Below are 17,800 nucleotides of genomic sequence, written 5' to 3'. Positions count from 1 at the left end.
TCAATCTTTTGCGGTAAAACGTTCGTCAATAGGCATCACCGTTCCACAATTATCACAGGTTCTTAGTTCTTCGGAGCCATAAAAATGCTCAAAATGGGATAAAAAGTCCTTCTCAATATCATGTAAGGTAAAATACGCCTCGTAAAGTTTATGGTTGCAGTTGTCGCAGAACCACAAAAGTCCGTCATCAACGTTCATGTGGTCCCGTTTACGTTCCACCACCAAACCTATAGAGTCTTTATGTCGCACGGGTGAATGGGGTACTTTGGCTGGATGGAGGTACATATCTCCCGGGCCCAACTTCATTGTTTTCTTTTGTCCTTCTTCTTGAATGTGAACCTCAATATTGCCTTCCAATTGGTAGAACAGTTCTTCCGTTTCGTTGTAGTGGTAGTCTTTACGGGCATTGGGCCCTGCCACGATCATTACAATATAATCACCAGCGTCTTTATATAGATTCCTATTGCCCACGGGAGGTTTAAGGGTGTCCCTATTTTCCGCTATCCATTGATTTAGGTTGAAAGGAGCTTGTGCTGCCATGTCCAAGATTTTTTGAAAGGTATAAAAATCCTTTTTGTCAGCATAGGCTTTAACAAAAAGACCCATGCTATGCATGGGTCCTAATGTTATATTGAAGTATAACAAAGGTTTATTGCGCCGCTACCTTCATAAATATTTGGGTAAAGTATGGCCTACCTTGTTTATCCACTTGCACACTTAAAGTGGTATGGGTAAAATCTCCTTCCAAAGTGGTTTTATGGGAGCTGCTATTTAGCCAACCTTCCAATGTCTTTTCGGCAGTGGAATAATATCGGGCCACATTTTCACTCACCTTTACCGCATCTATTTCTGATGCAATCTTGGAGGCACGGGATTCAAAATTATCGTGGCTCAACTCGTTCTTGGAAATCATATAGTTGTTATGGTCTTTGGCATGACCATAAGAGGAGGGACTGTTTTGTAGTGTAGTTGCGCCAATGGACGATCTGTGCTCGTTCACCAGATTCACCAATTCAGCTTCCATCTCCTGGGGGTCCACGGTCATCTTTTCATTCTGAAGAAAGGATTCGGCAATAGCTTTTTCTTCTTCAACTGTAGACGACTTGCTACACATAGTGAGGCCTATAACGGCGGCCGTCAGCCATAGGGTGTAAAATACTCTTTTCATTTTCAGGGCTATGCTTTGGGGTGGTTCTGGCACCCCATATGTTCTAGGAGCTAAACTAGCCGAGAAGCTTCCCCGAGCCATAAATTTTCCATGGGAACACAAAATTATCCGTTAAGAGGTCAAAAAGCCTCATTTTTCAATCGGAACTGAATGAACTCCGGTTCCATTCGTCGAGAAAATCTATCGTTTAAATGATGATGTTTTGGTCTGAAGACGTTGGATTCTCTTCAGAATTTGGATTGGGCTGCTCAGCTTCCAATACCCAAGAAAATACCAGAGCACCTATTTCTTTTACCGGATGGTAAAAAAGGGATTCCTTTTTGGTGTCCTCGTTAATAAAATCAAAAGACGCGGTAAGGCGTTCAAAGAAGATAAGTAAGGCACCGACAATAATGGCCACTTTGAGCATCCCAAAAATGCCTCCGGCCACCTTGTTTAAGAGACCAAGCATTGCAAAATCGGCAATTTTGGTCAGGAATTTGCCAGCAAAATGAACCAACAGAACAATACCAAAAAAAGTGATAAGAAAGGCAGTGATTTTTAAATACTGTCCATTCCAACCCATGTTTTCGGACAGATGGTCTGCTGTGAGGTATGAAAAATGTATGGCACCATAAATTCCTGCTATGAGGGCCACAAGAGAAGCAATTTCTACGAAAAGCCCATTTTTAAGGCCTTTGTATAGTCCCCATATCAGAAGAACACCTATAACGATATCCAGAAAGTTCATTGCTTCTATTTTAACAAATATAGGATATTGATTACTACCTTTGGTGACCGTCAAACAAAGGGATATGGCAAGGGACGAGGAACTTAAGGAACGATGGGACCAATTGGTCGTAAAGCTGTCTGAACAATTTTCGGATGGTGACCCCTTGGACATAGACGGAATGGTCTATTTGGTAGGTGTACAAGAACTGGGAAACTACCATAGAACTTTTAAGAAGGATGAAAAGGTCAATCTTATGCATATTGCCATTTGTAGATTGTTGGAGCCTTATGGGTATTACGACTTTGATTTTTATGACGATGATGGTTGGCCCCATTACACGGTCAAAGAACAACTACCTCCCCTAAAACCAGGAGAGCAATCCATTTTGATGAAGGAGGCCTTGGTGAACTATTTCCTGGAAAAAGAGTACATTAAATAACTAGAAATCCAAAAAATGGAAACACCCTTGAGTTTCACCAACCTTGAAAGGAAAAAAAAGATTGACAAGGCTATAAAAACAGACTTTGACCTTGTGGTCATTGGCGGTGGAATAACTGGCGGGGGGATTGCCTTGGACGCAGCTTCGAGAGGACTAAAAGTACTCCTTTTGGAAAAAGGGGATTTTGCTTCCGGAACCAGTAGTAAGTCCACCAAATTAATTCACGGGGGTCTGCGATATCTGAAACAATTCGATTTTTGGTTGGTCAAGGAAGTGGGTTCCGAAAGGGCTATTGTACACAAGTTGGCCCCTCATTTGGTATTGCCGGAGAAGATGCTGCTCCCCTTAATTGAGGGAGGTTCTTACGGGAAATGGTTAACCTCCATTGGACTTAAGGTATATGATATCCTTGCCCAAGTAACCGGAGAAGATAAGCGGCAAATGCTGGAGAAAAAGCAAGCCTTGAAACTGGAGCCTCTCTTGCCCAAAAAGATATTGAACGGGGCTGGATATTATGCAGAGTATAGAACAGACGATGCCCGTTTGACTTTGGAAAACATCAAGACAAGTCTTCAATATGGAGCTGACGCTTTGAACTACATGAGGGTTACCGGATTTGTTTATGAGAAGGAGAAGGTGTCAGGAGTCAAGGTTAGGGATGAGGTATCCGGAAAGGAATACCAAATCAATGCAAAATATGTAGTGAGTGCCGCAGGCCCTTGGGTAGATGAATTACGTATCATCAACAACTCCAAAAAGGGTAAGCGCCTGCATTTGACAAAAGGCGTCCATTTGGTATTCCCAAGAGAAAAATTGCCCGTAAAACAATCCGTCTATTTTGATGTGCCTGATGGGCGTATGATGTTCGCGATTCCACGGGGTAAAATAACCTATGTGGGAACCACCGACACCAACTTTAACCTGGACAAGGATCATGTTCGAACCGATTTGGCAGATGCCATCTACCTTATCTCCGCAGTAAACAACATGTTTCCGGACATCCATTTGGAAATGGAGGACATTATTTCTTCTTGGGCTGGCTTGAGGCCTTTGATTCATGAAGAGGGCAAATCGGCTTCAGAACTGTCCAGAAAAGATGAGATTTTCACTTCGGATACCGGACTGATCAGCATCGCCGGAGGTAAACTGACCGGGTATCGCAAGATGGCGGAGCGAACCGTAAATCGGATTGCCCAAAAAATGCAAGAAGACCACGGGATGGAACTTCCATCCAGTAAAACCGAGAATATTCCACTCTGTGGAAGCAATTTTAAGAAATTCAAACAGGTCAAAAAGTACATTGCAGAAGTACATGAGCGTGTACAAGCGGATGGTTTGTCCGAGTACGATGCATGGTACCTCGTCACCACCTACGGGAAGCAAACGGAGCTGATATTGGAACTTTACGAATCCCAGAAACAGCAAGATGCCTATGAACGGATGATTCGTGCAGAGACCAAGTTTTCCATTGCTTATGAAATGGTGTTGAACCCTATGGATTTCTTTATCCGAAGAACAGGAAGACTTTATTTTGACATTGAGAGCGTTAAACTGTTCATGGAACCGGTATTGGATGAATTCCAGCAGGTATTTGGGTATACCAAGGAGGAAACCCAATCCTTTAAGGAGTCGTTGTTGCACGAGCTTGATTCGCATTCCAATTTTTCTTTGGATAGGGTTTAGGCCCCGTCCTTTGCCAACCAATGCAGCTATAGGAATTCCCTATATTTGGTTAAATTAAACTTCTGCGTTTCCAATGGACGCCAACCTTTACTTTTTCTACGGCTGGTGGCAGTTTGCTGTCTGCCTTTTCGCATTTTTTGCGTTGATCGCAATTTGGTGGCAGATTGGAAAAAAGCAAAATGATTTCGGACAGGTTTGGCTGGCCTTGTCCATACTTGCTTGGGCTTTTTCAGGTTTGTTGGAAGTTTATTTTACTGGAGTTTCACAGACTAATGCCCTATATCTGGATAGCGGGCGGAGTATATTCTCCTTGTTTAACAGTTTGTTCATCCTACTGGCCTTACCATGGTTTAGATACCTCCCCAAACCCCTTGCGCCTGTGATCAAGGGAGGTTTTTGGAGATACATTGTTGGGGTCCCATTCTTATTTTGTTTGGCATTTACGGTTCACAAACTGGTGGTAGGAAGGGAATATGGCTATATCCAAGAACTTGACGTGTATTATGCGGTTTTTACCCTTATTTTTTTGGGAGGAGTACTTTGGGAATCCTTCGCAAAAAGAAGATTAAAAGTGCTGTCTTGGCTTTCGCTGGTATGCATTCTGATTATTTTGGTGGCCCAGTTTTTTAAGCTATCGGAATCTGAGCATATACTGTTGCTTTTTTCAGCCATTTTCAAAACAAGCTTGATCATGTTGTTTTTTGCACTGGCACTTAGTTGGGTCAAGGAGTTGGCTGAAAACATCATTCCCAAATCGGCTCATTTGAGTTTGGTTTTTTCCAAAGAGAAGGATATATCAGGAAAATGGACGTCCACTGTAGTGTTGAACGGTTTTCCTGGAACCAAGGAGCGAAAAATTGTTCTCACTCCCAAGTTGCATTCGTTGCTTTTGGAGTTTGCGCAGCGATGCAAAAGTGGTGAGAAACCCTGGCTTGAGATAAAGCCTAAAAATTTCACAGCAGGAGAAAGAAACTACGACATAGGGGATTACAATCAAATAAAGCGATTGCTGAATGCGCTTCTGGATGGACTTTTTGGCAAGGGGAATTGGAGCAGGGAACAGCATTTGATACCCCTAAAAAACACCTTGTTTGAAATGTCGGAAAGTAGAAATCGAAGGATTCGGATGATTCTTCCACCAGAAAACATATTCCTGTAAAACAGCAACTTAAAAAATATTTGTCGGCTTACGGACTTACCGACATCGCATAAGCTTTTCCGACAACGGCATTGATTCATAGCGTCTTTTTTCAATTTCCCGAAAATTTTAAAATAGGATCTATGAAATTCAAGCATCTCTTTTTATTGCCCCTACTTATTTTTTTACCTCAGCTTTCGTCGGCCCAAGGCTTGGATCAGCAAATCAATGATTCCTTCATGCCCTTTGCCATTTGGTGGGAGGCATTTATACTGGGCACCGTACCCATTGGTGGTGCCAACATCCCCATAGTTTTGATTCTCCTTATTGTGGGAGCGCTCTTCTTTACCATCTACTTTAAGGGAATCAATGTGCGACTTTTTCCAATAGCAATCAATGTGGTCCGGGGGAGGTATGATAAAGTGGAAGCTGCAGCATCAGAAGGAGAGCAGGGAGAGGTCAATCATTTTCAAGCTTTGGCAACAGCCGTATCGGGTACGGTTGGATTGGGAAACATCTCCATGGTGGCCGTAGCCATATCCATTGGTGGCCCGGGTGCTACCTTTTGGATGATCTTGGCGGGGCTTCTGGGGATGTCCACCAAGTTTGTGGAATGTACTTTGGGAGTTGCATATCGGGATATTGATGAAAATGGTAAAGTATTTGGTGGCCCCATGTATTATTTGTCCAGAGGGCTCAAGGGGCAAGGATTTAAAACTTTTGGGAAGCTATTGGCGGGTGTTTTTGCCATCTTATGTGTTGGTGCATCCTTAGGAGGTGGGAATGCTTTTCAAACCAATCAAGCAGCGGCACAAATAATAGGTCAATTTCAGATAGAACACGAAGCTTCGGGAACCATTATTGGGATGATATTTGCCATTTTTGTGGGAATCGTGATTATTGGAGGTATCAAACGCATCGCCAATGTGACTGGGAAAGTTGTCCCTTTTATGGCCTTGCTCTATGTGTTGGCCGCGCTATTTATTATTTGTTCCAATATGGCATTGGTGGATGATGCACTATCCTTGATAGTCAGTGAAGCATTTACCCCCAAAGCTACCGTAACAGGTGGTTTTATTGGGGTAATGATTCAGGGGTTCCGGAGGGCGGCCTTTTCCAATGAGGCCGGGGCTGGATCATCTGCCATAGCACATTCTGCAGTGAACACCCCTTTTGCTGCTTCGGAAGGATTGGTTGGACTGCTGGAACCTTTTATTGACACAGTCTTGATTTGTACCATGACAGCCATAGTGATCATCCTCTTTAATATGGATGGCATGTTTGTGTACGGTGACGTGGTCAACGGCAAGGCTTTGATGCTGGACGGATCCAGGATTGGGGGCATCAATCTTACCTCCCAGGCTTTTGAACATGCCATCCAGGAATCTTCGTTTGTGTTGGTTATAGCCGTGATACTATTCGCATTTTCTACCATTCTTTCCTGGTCTTACTATGGCCTTCAGGCTTGGAAATACCTATTTGGAAGAAGTAAGTGGACGGATCTTAGCTATAAGTTTTTATTCCTGATGTTTACCATACTTGGTGCAGCCATCACCTTGGATGCTGTCATTAAATTTTCGGATGCCATGATTCTTGCCATGGTTTTTCCCAATATGATCGGACTGCTCTTTTTATTCCCAAAGGCCAAAAAGGAACTCGGGAAGTACTTACATGCTATTAAAGTGGGGACTATCAAATCTTAGAGTTATGGAAATGCCGTGGGGGCTAAACCCACTATTTCCCGGGCCCAATTAACAATAAGGTTGATGGTTCCCTCGTCCCATTTCCCAGGCTTTCCTTCAAAAGAGTTTTTGGGGTTCTCATGAATGGTGTTCCAATGATCTAATCCCGGATACTCATGCAAAATATGGTCTTTATGTCCATTTCGTTTTAGAACATCGATGATCATTTGATTGTCAAATGAGGACATGATCCAATCGTTGGAACCCCTTAAAATCCTAACAGGAACTTTGACTTTTTCCCATTGTCCGGCAAGATCAAAATCTTGTAGCTGTTGGTAATAAGCAACTGGACGGCCATACATATGGGCGGCTGAATGGTAATTGTATTTTGCAAGAGCAGGTTGCTCATCCACCACTTCTTGATAGGTTTTCTTTTGAATCATCATTCCATAATAAAGTGGGATATAGTATGTGTTCATTTTATCCACGATCTCGGATTCTGAATTGCCCTTAAATTGAAGAATACGCCGTTCAATTTCCAACATATGTTCAAACCAGGTCTTAAAAAAAGTTCCATCAGAAATAACGCCTGCCAAATCATACTCGTTGGCCAATAGCGGAGCTAACGCACTGCCCATACTGGAGCCATATACCACAATTTTGGAAGAGTCCACATAGGGCTTGGTCTTGAAATTTGCTATGGCAGCTCGGTAACCGGCTAGATCCGTTAGAAAGTCAGATTGGCTGCAATCCCCATCACTATCGCCTACCCCTGGCTTTTCTATGCGCATGACCACCATTCCCGATTTTTCTACCAGGTCTTTAATGGTCTGCACCCAATTGCCCTTACGTCCTGGATAGGTTTCAATACTGGAACAACTTAGACCCCCGATGAGCACCACGGCGGGTTGTTTTCCCTGTTTTTTGGGTTTGGTGATAATGATGCGTTGGGTGATACCGTGGGAACTGGTCACTTCTTCATAATAAGTGTCCAAATTTTTATGGATTTCCCGTTCCAAGGGATTGAAAGTCACCTCTTTTTCAATCAATTTCTGATTTCTAATCGCCTTGACCGTTGTGGGAAGTTCGGCTCTAAGACCATAGGATATCTCTGTCCACTTTTCATCAGAGGAGGCAGCAGTGCCATTGACTTCAATGATAATGTCGTTGGCCAAGAATCCCGCTTTGGCCAACGGGCTGTTGTCTTCAATTTCTAGGATTTTGGCTCCTGGATTGTTCGCTTGTGGACCTTGAATTTTAGCTTCCCAAGAGCTTCTTCTGCCCAGTTGTTGTGCTTGGATGGAACTGGATAGGGATAACAATAGTAAAGCGATAAATAAGGAACAGTATTTCATGACTGATGTTTTATGATTTCCTTAAAAGTAGATTGCCTAATTTTAGACAAGGGACAATTTATGCCTACGGCCTTGTTTTTTATACGTAAGCCCCTTTGGTAATGACATAGGAAAAGCTTGTTCATGAAACCGAATACCAACTTTTATCTATTTGGATCAAGGATTGCCACCCATTGCATATTCTGGGTACTGTACTATATATTATTTGGATTGATATGGGTGAGTGAGGAAGGCTATTTAGCCTCCTTTTATTTGGAGTTTGTATTGCTGCCCATCCGAATTTTGGCGGTTTATATCACTCTATATTATCTATTGCCCCAATTTTTGCTCCAAAGAAAATACAAGGAGTTTTTCCTTGGCTATGGTTTAACGCTGCTACTGGGAGGGGTGTTGCAAAGGGTATTTATCCACCTTTTTTACGAGGAGCTGTTGTTGAACGATTCCTCTGCTGGACTTTTTAGCATAATGATGTTGGTGCGTGCCATCGTGTTGATCAATACCACGGTGCTGTTTGTACTGGGCGCAAAACTGTTTCAACTGTGGGCGTTGGAGCAGGAAAAGAACAAAAGTTTGGAAAGTGAGATTTTGGAAATCCGATCCAATAGAAAAACGCACCGTGTTCCCGTGGGTAGCATTCTCTTTGTGGAGGGATTGGGAAACTATGTCACTTTTCACCTAGAGGACAAATCCAAGATAACAAGCTATGGAAGCATTAAAAAAACACTGGAACAGCTCCCCTCAAATTTTAGGCGGGTTCACAAGTCCTTTATCGTAAACAAGGAACATATTAAATCCTACGATGCCCTGACAATCGACATTCAGGACAACTCCATACCACGGGGCAAAAGTATTGCCGACGATGTTTTGCTGAACTAGTTCAGTTTTTCTGTCAACTTTTTGAAGACTTTTTTCGGATTTTTCTTTCCATACAGCACTTGAAATACCGCATTGATGATCGGGGTTTTGGTTTTTTTGATCCTGTTTTGATTGATGAGGTGTGCACTTTTGGTGGCATAGTAGCCTTCCGCTACCATGTTCATCTCCATCATGGCACTCTTTACGGTATACCCTTTCCCGATCATGTTCCCAAACATTCTGTTTCGACTAAAGGTGGAATATCCCGTGACCAGCAAGTCACCCAAATAGGCCGAATTGTTAATGTTCCGTTTCATTTTATAGACTTTGTCTATAAACCGTTTCATTTCCCTAATGGCGTTGCTCATCAGTACGCTTTGAAAGTTATCGCCATAGCCAAGCCCGTGGGCAATTCCAGCCGCGATCGCATAAATGTTCTTCAGCATGGCAGCGTATTCGGTGCCAATAATATCATCTGAAATTTTGGTGCGGATATAATGACTTTGAAGGGCATTGGCCACCCAGTGCGCCTTTTGCTCATCCGCACAGGCAATGGTAAGGTATGAAAGACGTTCTAGCGCAACTTCCTCCGCATGACATGGCCCAGTAATTACCCCAATATTTTTGAATGGAATTTGATAGACATCATGAAAATGCTCCCCAACGATCAATCCACTTTCAGGTACTATACCTTTTATAGCTGAAAAAATGATTTTGCCCTCCAAAGAAGCAAACAGTTTTTTGAGTTCTCCTTCCAAAAATGCAGAAGGAATAGCAAATATGAGCACATCAGAGCCGTTAACCACCGCGTTCATATTGTTGCTTAGTTGAAGCTTGGAAATATCAAACTCAACAGAACTCAGATAGTTGGGATTGTGCTTTTCCTTTAGAATATGATCAATAGCTGATTCGCTACGCATATACCAAGCCACTTGATCTTGGGTTTCCATCAACATTTTTACAATGGCAGTTCCCCAACTACCACCTCCAATGACTCCAAAACGAAGTTTTTTGTCCATCCCTCTAATTTGGAAGCAAAGCTAAAAAATATATTCAACCACCTATTACTACTTGATTATCAAAAGGTTAAGGTTTTGGCATGGTGCTTGGTTTATACCAATTGAATCAAAACGTCTAGATTATGAAAATGGGAAAACTACTTTTTGGAAGCTTAATTATAGGTCTTTTGGCCAGCTCATGCTATACCGATGTTGTCTTTGAAGATGACTTTATCGAAGAATCACCAATCAATACAGCCTTGGTTCTGGAATCCTACGATTTATGGTATGTGGATATCAATGCAACCAAAGGAAGTGGGGAAGTTCCTTTTTTGCAAAGGGCCTTTACCATATCCTTTGATTATGGAACGATTAGGGCCAACAACAACCTGGTGGGTATAGGAAAAACTGGAAATGGATTGGGAATTGATGTTGGGGACTATGGAACCTTGTTTGGTGCGGTTGAAATTGAACATGATGTAGACGGGGTTTGGGTGCTGGATGTTTTTGCCGTCAATAACAATACCTTGGAATTGTATGATTCCCGTTCGGATACTTCATACATCATTAGAGGGTATCAGCGGAACAGTTTTGATTATGACCAAATATTCTATGACAACCTCCATTACTTTTTGCAGGAATATGAGGCATGGGAAAAGACTTATACCAGTGAAGTTGGGGCTATCAATGAATTTGATGACGAGAATTTCCTTCAATTTTTATCTGGAACGGATGGAGCCTTTTTTAGATCCTCTGTGGATGGTTCAGGAACCGCAGTATCGAATCTGCAATGGGATTTTGAAGGGGATTATGAAATATTTGATGTGGCAAATGATCCCACGCTCAAAACTTTAACACTGGATTATGACTTCTTGGGCAATGACTATTTTGAGCTATACGTTATAGATGATAGTACCATTGAGTTGTACCATGTGGATAGCGAAACGGTTTATGAGTTTCAAGGAAGAGGGTATATCGAGTTTTTGAAATCTGGGGACAAAGTGGGAAAAAAGCGTTCAAAAGTTAAATCTTCCTTAATGAACGTAACAAGACAAAGAAAAATGTAAGGAGAAAAAATAGTGTTCGACTATTTAGACAAGTTTTTTGGTTGGTTATTTAGTTAAGAATCGCCTCAAGTTCTCAGCTTGGGGCGGTTCTTCTTTTATATATAGTAAAGAGTTAAACCTTCCTTTTAAGATTAACCAAATATTGTCTTTTAAAATCGGACGGATTTTCCCCACTAATTTTTTTAAAAGTCCGATTGAAGTACGAAAGACTTTCAAATCCACATTCGTAACAAGTTTCGCTCACATTCTTTCCAATAAGTAATAACCTTTTGGCCTGACTGATACGGTACTGGTTTAAAAAATTGGTAAAGGTGTTTCCCGTGCTCTTTTTAAAATATCTGCAAAAGGCCTCTTTGCCCAAATTGCATAGGGCGGCTACCTCGGCAATTTCAATTTTTCGCTGATAGTTCTTGTCCACAAAAGCATGTAAGTCCCTTAATCGTGCCTGTTCTTTTTTTCGATAGCGATTCACAAAGGGATAATCATGCAATAAAAAACAGTCGTTGCTACTGGCAAGTTCCTTTAAAATATGGATGGATTCCATAAACAACTCAAAAGGAGAAAGCAGGTGCAGTTTTTTCAATCGTTCCCCAATACGTTTTTTGGTATCCCCAGTAAACACGATTCCATATTTGGATTTCTCAAAAAGGGCATTGATGGATTCCAGTTCTGGAATATTGGTCAACAGCTCCTCCTTAAAGCTGGGTTTAATGTGCAGTACTTCCTTAATGTAATCCGTTTGCACCCCGTAATCAAAATTCAAGTGGGGAATATTGGAGCCAATAAAGACCAGGTCGCTTTCCTCAAAATTGGAAATACTGTCCCCCACATGTCGGGTGGCACTTGCGCCTTCAATATAGACCAACTCGTACTCTGGATGAAAATGCCAATAGAACAAATGGTTCAAACGCGGGAGGTGCAAAAGTCGGAATGGACTTTTGGTATGGGGTGCTATGGTCTCTAATTGGATCTTCAATTTTCACTTTTATGTCTATTAAAATATAGATTTTGATTGAAATTATCAATATAGTTCAAATTTATATCAATATGAAGGTTGAGAAACCCTAAGGTGCTATCTAGCTTTATCCCATAGAATTTAGAAACGGAAAAAATAGAAGACATGGGAAAAGAAGCAAAAATGGAGATGGCCAACAAGGCCCACGAGGAAATTCCAGGAAATCCATCCACAGCAACGAGCAGTAAGATCGGACTAAATGACCGATCTAATGGAAAGTCACTTCGGGTACTTTCAGAAGAAGATTGGGACTTTTGGATGCACAATGGCTATATCGTAATAAAAAATGCCATTCCGAAGGAGCAAGCAAAGGCAACTGCCGATTTTATATGGGAGTTTGATGAAAAAGATCCCAACGACCCCAATACGTGGTACGCACCCGCGAGGGCAGAAATGAAAATGAAGGAACTCACCGGAACGGGAATGGTAGAGGTGTATAACCATCAGCATTTATGGAACAACAGACAAATGCCTAGAGTATATGATGCCTTTGTGGATGTTTGGGGCACAGAAAAACTTTGGGTAACCATTGACAGGGCCAATTTGAATTTCCCGCTACAACCCGGAGTGGAGAAAAAAGGATTTATCCATTGGGACTACGATCCCGAGACCCGACCGCAAAATGTTCAAGGCGTTTTGGCCCTGGCAGACCAGACAGATGAGAACATGGGAGGTTTCCAATGTATTCCATGGTTGTACCGAAATTATGACACCTGGAAATTGACCCAGCCCGAAGATCGAGATCACTTTCAGCCAGACTTGGAAGGATTGGAAGATAAAATCGTTAAAGTAAAGATGGAGGCAGGGGATTTATTGATATTCAACAGTACGGAACCCCATGGTATCAGGCCCAATAAATCCAAGAACAAGGTTAGGATTGCCCAATACATTTCCATGATGCCCGCGGAAGAGGAAAACCAGGAATTGAGACAATGGCGTATCAATTCGTGGAAGAACCGTGTGGCTCCCGAAGGATATGCCTTTCCAGGTGATTCGCGGAATTGGGAACAGGAGAAATACGAAACTGCAAAATTAAGTCCACTTGGAGAGAAATTATTGGGTTTGAAGAAGTGGTAGGATTATCAAATCCTTAAAAATGAGGATACTTATGGCCTACTAAAGGAATATTGGTAATTTTGCCGGCTTCAAACAGGAGCTATGAAAAAGTATCTCAATCTTTTCGATTTTTCCCAAAAGGTAAACTACCGAACCGAAGTGCTTTCCGGATTGACCGTTGCCTTGGCCTTGGTACCAGAAGCTATTGCTTTTGCGCTGATTCCTGGGTTTTCTCCCCTAACTGGTTTATATGCTGCGTTCGTTTTAGCATTGGTGACTTCCATTTTGGGTGGACGTCCGGGCATGATTTCTGGCGCAACGGGAGCAGTAGCTGTAATTTTTGTAGGCTTGATCTTGGAACTTAAACAGACCTTTCCAGGAATTGACCCTACCACCATTCTGAACTACACTTTTGCCACTGTGATCATTGCAGGAGCCATACAGATTTTGGCAGGACTACTTCGATTGGGAAAATTTATTCGCTTGGTACCACATCCGGTGATGTTCGGGTTTGTCAATGGCTTGGCCATTATCATATTTATGGCCCAGTTCCCAAATTTCTATGAAAAGGGTACCTCTGAACTACTTTCTGGGCCTGCACTCTATACCATGTTGGGTTTGACTTTGCTCACCATGCTCATTATTTGGGGATTTCCCAAGTTGACCAAGGCAGTTCCGTCCTCCTTGTTGGCCATAATTGTGGTTTCAGCCATTGTTATCGGTTTTGGGATTGATACCCTAACGGTTGCCGACACCATGCAGGAAGGTGAAAGTATCAAAGGTGGATTCCCACCCTTGTCCATTCCCAAAATACCAATGACCTTGGACACATTCCTAATTATCATTCCCTATGCCGCCATTGTTGCCGGAGTAGGTTTAATTGAGAGCTTGCTGACCTTGAACATTATTGATGAAATTACCGAAACCCGAGGTAGTGGAAACAAGGAGTGTGTAGCTCAAGGAACGGCAAACATACTTTCTGGTTTCCTATCTGGAATGGGGGGTTGTGCTATGATCGGTCAAAGTTTGATTAACACTTCCTCTGGTGCCAGAGCGAGACTTTCAGGGATTACCGCGGCGGTAATGCTCTTGATATTTATCATGTTTGGAAGTAGCCTTATTGAGCGATTGCCTATGGCGGCCTTAGTTGGGCTTATGTTTATGGTTGCCATTGGAACTTTTGAATGGGCCAGTTTCAAGACTTTCCGTAAAATGCCCAATTCTGATGTGATTGTAATGGTATTGGTGACTTTGATCACAGCCATAACCCATAATTTGGCCATTGCGGTTTTACTGGGGGTTGTTATTTCGGCTTTGGCATATTCTTGGGAGAATGCCAAGCGCATTCGAGCAAGAAAACATGTAGATGAAGATGGGGTTAAACACTATGAAATTTATGGCCCGCTTTTCTTTGGTTCCACCACCTTGTTCGCTGAAAAGTTTGACGTGCAAAACGACCCTGTGGAGGTTATCATCGATTTTAAGGAAAGCCGAGTAGCAGACATGTCTGGAATTGAGGCCTTGAACAAAATCACCGAACGTTATGCCAAAGCGGGGAAAAAGGTACACCTAAGACATTTGAGCAAGGACTGTATCCGCCTCCTGAAAAATGCAGAGGACATCATTGAGGTTAACGTCCTCGAAGATCCAACCTATAAAGTGGTTGCGGATAAGGTTTAACTCCTTAGTTTCCCATTGAACATACTAACCTTTGGGTGAATGGGATTGCCAGACGCTCGGCGCATCAAGGTAATTTGACCAGCGTGGTAAATGCAATCCGATAGCATACCGTTGATCAAATTCCAATAGGGATATTTGGACTCTTGGTCACCACGTTGAAAAACTACGCCTGTTGCTTCAAAATCTTTTGCCTGTTTCCCAAGCATTTTGGCGCTGGCGGCTTTTAAGTTCAACAGGGTTTCCTTTCGAAGTTCTTCAAAGGAAAGCTCTGGCGGATTTTCCACTTGAACATTGGGTGTAGCATCGGCTGCATTCAAGATCATTTTGGACATGCCATGAATATGGCGCAAGGTCTCTATACTGGCCCTACCATCTTCCGATGGTTTGTATTCCAGGTCTTTTTGGGTTAGACCTTGGGTGGCCCAATAATATCGAAAACCCAGACCATCTATCATTCGGGCGGCAACATTCCCAGGACTATAGTCCTCGGGATAATCCGGAATTTCGTGATACGGTAATTCTTCCTGTGCACTCATTGGGTTACATAAAAATAGGGAAAGAAACAGCACTAAAGCACTGACGAGAGGTTTCTTGGTTATCATATGCATATAAATAAGGAATCAAATTAACCGTTTTGGATGTTACCGCCCAGTGTTTTGACAAACATTTAGCATATCAAATTACTTATCGAAGGATAATTCCAAGGTTTCTCCCTCACTCAAGGCATTCCATTTAGCCAACAAGTCATTAAAGGATTGTTGAATTTCAGCTAAGGAATCCGTGTTAAGACCATGGGGATAAGGTAAACCTTCCCGAGTCAAAATTTCTTTTAGGGTTGGGATAAGATCCATATACTCCCCGCAAGATTGAAGGTTGGTCAACAACAGGTTCACTAGGTGCTCGGTTTGCAACGATTCAGGAGGTAGGTTTGCAGGAACCAAGGCCTCAGGTCTTTTATCCCGTGGCAATTCAAAATCCTCAATATTGGACCCATCGGACAGCAATCCGTAAAAGGCCTTTTTAAAGCCCAAAACGGTTTCCACGGCATAGTGGGCAAGGTCATGGGCTTCAAAATTTGGATGTATTTGGGCCCAAGTAACACTGCCATCTTCCCTAACACAGTTGAGTATGCTGGGTTTGCCTTTTCTTTTTTTGAACTGAATTTTCATAGGGCTAAGTAAGGCTTAACGGCTCATTCCCGTTGACTATTCAATGCATCCTTTGTAGAAGGGAGCAAAGGGATGGATTTCCAGCTTAAAAAGCTTATGTTGAATAGCCAAATCCGCATGAAGCATATCTGTTACCTCCTGAAGATCCTTGCCAAGAATGATCAACATTCCGGTATCACTGTAGCGTGCTCCCACAGCGATTTTCTTTTCTTTACGCAGTTGGGCCAAAAAGGAGGAATGTTCTTTAAAGTACGCTTGTTCTTGAGGTTGTTTTTCCGTATCCCAGCTTTCGCCTAAAGTGTATAGGGCCACAAAATAGGACGCTGTTTTTTCTTCGCTTTGCGAAAAGGAATGGAATGGCAGAACCCATAAAAACAACCAAAGGATTAACGTCTTGGGCGTCTTAATGACATCAATTACGTTTATGTTAGGATTGATTTTCATTGCTTTCGTAAACTCCAAATCTCATAAAGAGGTGCACCCTTGCTACTGAATCCTGAATGGTGCCAGTCACCATTTTTTAGGTCAAAGTCAAACACAAGGCTTGCCCCAACCCGAGTGTTATCTCTGGAGAAAAACTTGATGTTTTCCGTGTATTTCCCGTCAACAGTAGTATAAGTTCCACCCCCGGTTCCCATGAATTGTTTGGTTTCGGTATTATAAGCAATCCATTGAAAACGGGTGCCGGATAAAATTTTCATGGTTTTTCTTGGCCTGTTGGTATCTCGGTGATGTAAAGTCCCATCTGTTTTTCTCCCGGACATGAGCCAAGCTCCAGCTAACGCTCCAGGGGTACCATCGTCCAATCGATTCCATGTGCGCTCCTCATCTTTTACCTTAAGGGAATTCTGTGTTAAAACAATTTCGAAACTGATTTGGGTTCCAACCCTATCCGGATTTTTAGTGTCAAATTCCACCGTTTCGGTCAATACAGTACCATTTAATTCCCAACCTCCACCATTGGTGCTGATAAAGGCTCCTGTATTGGCATCATACCAAGTGGCTACTTGAAATCCTTCAGAAAAAATGACCACATTTTTTATAGCCTGTCCTTCTTCATTGGTGTATACATTCTCCCATGCGCCCAATAAACTTTGACTGTGGAGGGCATTAAAAAAGAGACAGCTAACAAATGCAAGCAGAATGGTTTTCATGTGTTAGAATATCTTAAGTGAACCACTAAATCCTTTCCAATAGAAAGATTAGAAATACCAAACCGAGTTCACAATAATTGGGAACCGTTACCTATATCGCCCTTGCGCTTAAAGCGTGCGCAAGTATTCCGCCAAATCCCGAGCCTGTTCTTCAGTCAGGTTTTGGTTGAGCATGATGGCATTGTTATATTCTTTCAACAAAGCCTTTGCAATGGGGTCTTCCCGCAGCATACCATCAGGGTTGAGCATCATGTTCATGACCCACTCCGGGCTTCTGCGCTCGTAAACACCTTTCATGGCCGGGCCAATCATGCGCTGATCCACCATATGACAAGCCACACAGATGGAATTGAAACTAGCCTCCCCACGAGCAGCCATTTCTTGATCTATCTCATCCGCGAAGGTAACTTCTTTGATGGGTCCCACGCCCTTGTTGTCCAAGTCAACGGGAACACCTTCGCTGGCATCGGCCTTTTTGTCCTCGGCTTTGGAACGACTTACTTCAAAACCGTCCTTCTTTTCTTCTTTCTTTCCACCACAGCTTGCTACGAAGGCAGCTAAACATAAAAACAGGAGTATTTTTTTCATTTCAGTAGATTGTGTTGTAGTTAGTTGAATTTGCAGCTACT

The 17,800-nt window shown here is 42.5% G+C and carries 19 protein-coding genes; 8 read left to right on the top strand and 11 right to left on the bottom strand.

The annotated features are described in order from the left end of the window. From ACO6S0_RS16495 to ACO6S0_RS16485, 3 genes are all read right to left on the bottom strand, one after another. The gene (locus ACO6S0_RS16495) at positions 1 to 540 is read right to left on the bottom strand and encodes a 3-hydroxyanthranilate 3,4-dioxygenase (RefSeq protein ID WP_422351840.1); all 540 of its coding nucleotides are present in this window, start codon (positions 538 to 540) and stop codon (positions 1 to 3) included. Between the two features lie 109 nt (positions 541 to 649). Then, positions 650 to 1,168 carry a CAP domain-containing protein gene (locus ACO6S0_RS16490; protein ID WP_422349408.1) on the bottom strand — a complete coding sequence of 173 codons (519 nt, stop codon included), beginning with the start codon at positions 1,166 to 1,168 and terminating at the stop codon, positions 650 to 652. Positions 1,169 to 1,355: 187 nt separating this feature from the next. Next, positions 1,356 to 1,898 carry a CvpA family protein gene (locus tag ACO6S0_RS16485; RefSeq protein ID WP_422349407.1) on the bottom strand — a complete coding sequence of 181 codons (543 nt, stop codon included), beginning with the start codon at positions 1,896 to 1,898 and terminating at the stop codon, positions 1,356 to 1,358. A gap of 64 nt (positions 1,899 to 1,962) precedes the next feature. On the opposite strand from ACO6S0_RS16485, the gene ACO6S0_RS16480 reads away from it, so the two are divergent. From ACO6S0_RS16480 to ACO6S0_RS16465, 4 genes are all read left to right on the top strand, one after another. Beyond that, positions 1,963 to 2,319 (top strand): hypothetical protein, encoded by a 357-nt coding sequence (locus ACO6S0_RS16480; RefSeq protein ID WP_420401226.1) that lies wholly within the window; start codon positions 1,963 to 1,965, stop codon positions 2,317 to 2,319. Between the two features lie 15 nt (positions 2,320 to 2,334). Beyond that, positions 2,335 to 4,002 (top strand): glycerol-3-phosphate dehydrogenase/oxidase, encoded by a 1,668-nt coding sequence (locus tag ACO6S0_RS16475; RefSeq protein WP_422349406.1) that lies wholly within the window; start codon positions 2,335 to 2,337, stop codon positions 4,000 to 4,002. 73 nt (positions 4,003 to 4,075) lie between these two features. Beyond that, positions 4,076 to 5,161, top strand: coding sequence for a hypothetical protein (locus ACO6S0_RS16470; protein WP_422349405.1), 1,086 nt, complete (start codon positions 4,076 to 4,078; stop codon positions 5,159 to 5,161). A 122-nt stretch (positions 5,162 to 5,283) separates the two neighbouring features. Beyond that, the gene (locus ACO6S0_RS16465; RefSeq protein ID WP_422349404.1) at positions 5,284 to 6,843 is read left to right on the top strand and encodes an alanine/glycine:cation symporter family protein; all 1,560 of its coding nucleotides are present in this window, start codon (positions 5,284 to 5,286) and stop codon (positions 6,841 to 6,843) included. A gap of 2 nt (positions 6,844 to 6,845) precedes the next feature. Here the strand turns inward: ACO6S0_RS16465 and ACO6S0_RS16460 are convergent, their stop codons facing one another. Continuing rightward, entirely contained in the window at positions 6,846 to 8,177 is a 1,332-nt protein-coding gene (locus ACO6S0_RS16460; RefSeq protein WP_422349403.1) for an alpha/beta fold hydrolase, read from the bottom strand. 123 nt (positions 8,178 to 8,300) lie between these two features. Between ACO6S0_RS16460 and ACO6S0_RS16455 the strand changes: the two genes are divergently transcribed. Continuing rightward, the gene (locus ACO6S0_RS16455) at positions 8,301 to 9,053 is read left to right on the top strand and encodes a LytR/AlgR family response regulator transcription factor (protein ID WP_422349402.1); all 753 of its coding nucleotides are present in this window, start codon (positions 8,301 to 8,303) and stop codon (positions 9,051 to 9,053) included. Here ACO6S0_RS16455 and ACO6S0_RS16450 read toward each other — a convergent pair. After that, a complete protein-coding gene (locus ACO6S0_RS16450) occupies positions 9,050 to 10,051 on the bottom strand; it encodes an NAD(P)H-dependent glycerol-3-phosphate dehydrogenase (RefSeq protein ID WP_422349401.1) in 1,002 nt (333 codons plus the stop codon). The genes ACO6S0_RS16455 and ACO6S0_RS16450 overlap by 4 nt on opposite strands. 122 nt (positions 10,052 to 10,173) lie before the next feature. On the opposite strand from ACO6S0_RS16450, the gene ACO6S0_RS16445 reads away from it, so the two are divergent. Beyond that, a complete protein-coding gene (locus ACO6S0_RS16445; RefSeq protein ID WP_422349400.1) occupies positions 10,174 to 11,097 on the top strand; it encodes a nicotinic acid mononucleotide adenyltransferase in 924 nt (307 codons plus the stop codon). A gap of 112 nt (positions 11,098 to 11,209) precedes the next feature. On the opposite strand, the gene ACO6S0_RS16440 is transcribed toward ACO6S0_RS16445, so the two are convergent. Then, positions 11,210 to 12,073 (bottom strand): AraC family transcriptional regulator, encoded by an 864-nt coding sequence (locus ACO6S0_RS16440; protein WP_422349399.1) that lies wholly within the window; start codon positions 12,071 to 12,073, stop codon positions 11,210 to 11,212. 144 nt (positions 12,074 to 12,217) lie between these two features. Between ACO6S0_RS16440 and ACO6S0_RS16435 the strand changes: the two genes are divergently transcribed. Together ACO6S0_RS16435 and ACO6S0_RS16430 are read left to right on the top strand one after the other, a co-directional pair. Further along, positions 12,218 to 13,189, top strand: a complete 972-nt coding sequence (locus tag ACO6S0_RS16435; protein ID WP_422349398.1) for a phytanoyl-CoA dioxygenase family protein — start codon at positions 12,218 to 12,220, stop codon at positions 13,187 to 13,189. Between the two features lie 81 nt (positions 13,190 to 13,270). After that, positions 13,271 to 14,848: a SulP family inorganic anion transporter gene (locus tag ACO6S0_RS16430; protein WP_422349397.1), complete on the top strand. Its 1,578-nt coding sequence runs from the start codon at positions 13,271 to 13,273 to the stop codon at positions 14,846 to 14,848. Here ACO6S0_RS16430 and ACO6S0_RS16425 read toward each other — a convergent pair. The 5 genes from ACO6S0_RS16425 to ACO6S0_RS16405 form a co-directional block, all read right to left on the bottom strand. Further along, positions 14,845 to 15,384, bottom strand: coding sequence for a DinB family protein (locus ACO6S0_RS16425; RefSeq protein WP_422349396.1), 540 nt, complete (start codon positions 15,382 to 15,384; stop codon positions 14,845 to 14,847). The two genes, ACO6S0_RS16430 and ACO6S0_RS16425, sit on opposite strands and share 4 nt — an antisense overlap. 144 nt (positions 15,385 to 15,528) lie before the next feature. Further along, on the bottom strand, positions 15,529 to 16,017 hold the full coding sequence (locus ACO6S0_RS16420; protein ID WP_422349395.1) for a hypothetical protein: 489 nt from the start codon (positions 16,015 to 16,017) through the stop codon (positions 15,529 to 15,531). A 36-nt stretch (positions 16,018 to 16,053) separates the two neighbouring features. Next, on the bottom strand, positions 16,054 to 16,461 hold the full coding sequence (locus ACO6S0_RS16415) for a hypothetical protein (protein WP_422349394.1): 408 nt from the start codon (positions 16,459 to 16,461) through the stop codon (positions 16,054 to 16,056). Next, the gene (locus ACO6S0_RS16410) at positions 16,458 to 17,171 is read right to left on the bottom strand and encodes a membrane or secreted protein (RefSeq protein ID WP_422349393.1); all 714 of its coding nucleotides are present in this window, start codon (positions 17,169 to 17,171) and stop codon (positions 16,458 to 16,460) included. Before ACO6S0_RS16410 ends, ACO6S0_RS16415 begins: the two co-directional genes overlap by 4 nt. A gap of 108 nt (positions 17,172 to 17,279) precedes the next feature. Further along, positions 17,280 to 17,759 carry a c-type cytochrome gene (locus ACO6S0_RS16405; RefSeq protein WP_422349392.1) on the bottom strand — a complete coding sequence of 160 codons (480 nt, stop codon included), beginning with the start codon at positions 17,757 to 17,759 and terminating at the stop codon, positions 17,280 to 17,282. Positions 17,760 to 17,800: the final 41 nt, after the last annotated feature.

Origin of the sequence: Flagellimonas sp., assembly GCF_965233845.1 — a bacterium.
Classification (GTDB): Bacteria; Bacteroidota; Bacteroidia; order Flavobacteriales; family Flavobacteriaceae; genus Flagellimonas.
Note: the sequence above shows the minus strand (reverse complement) of the source record. Positions and strands in the feature narration are given on the sequence as shown.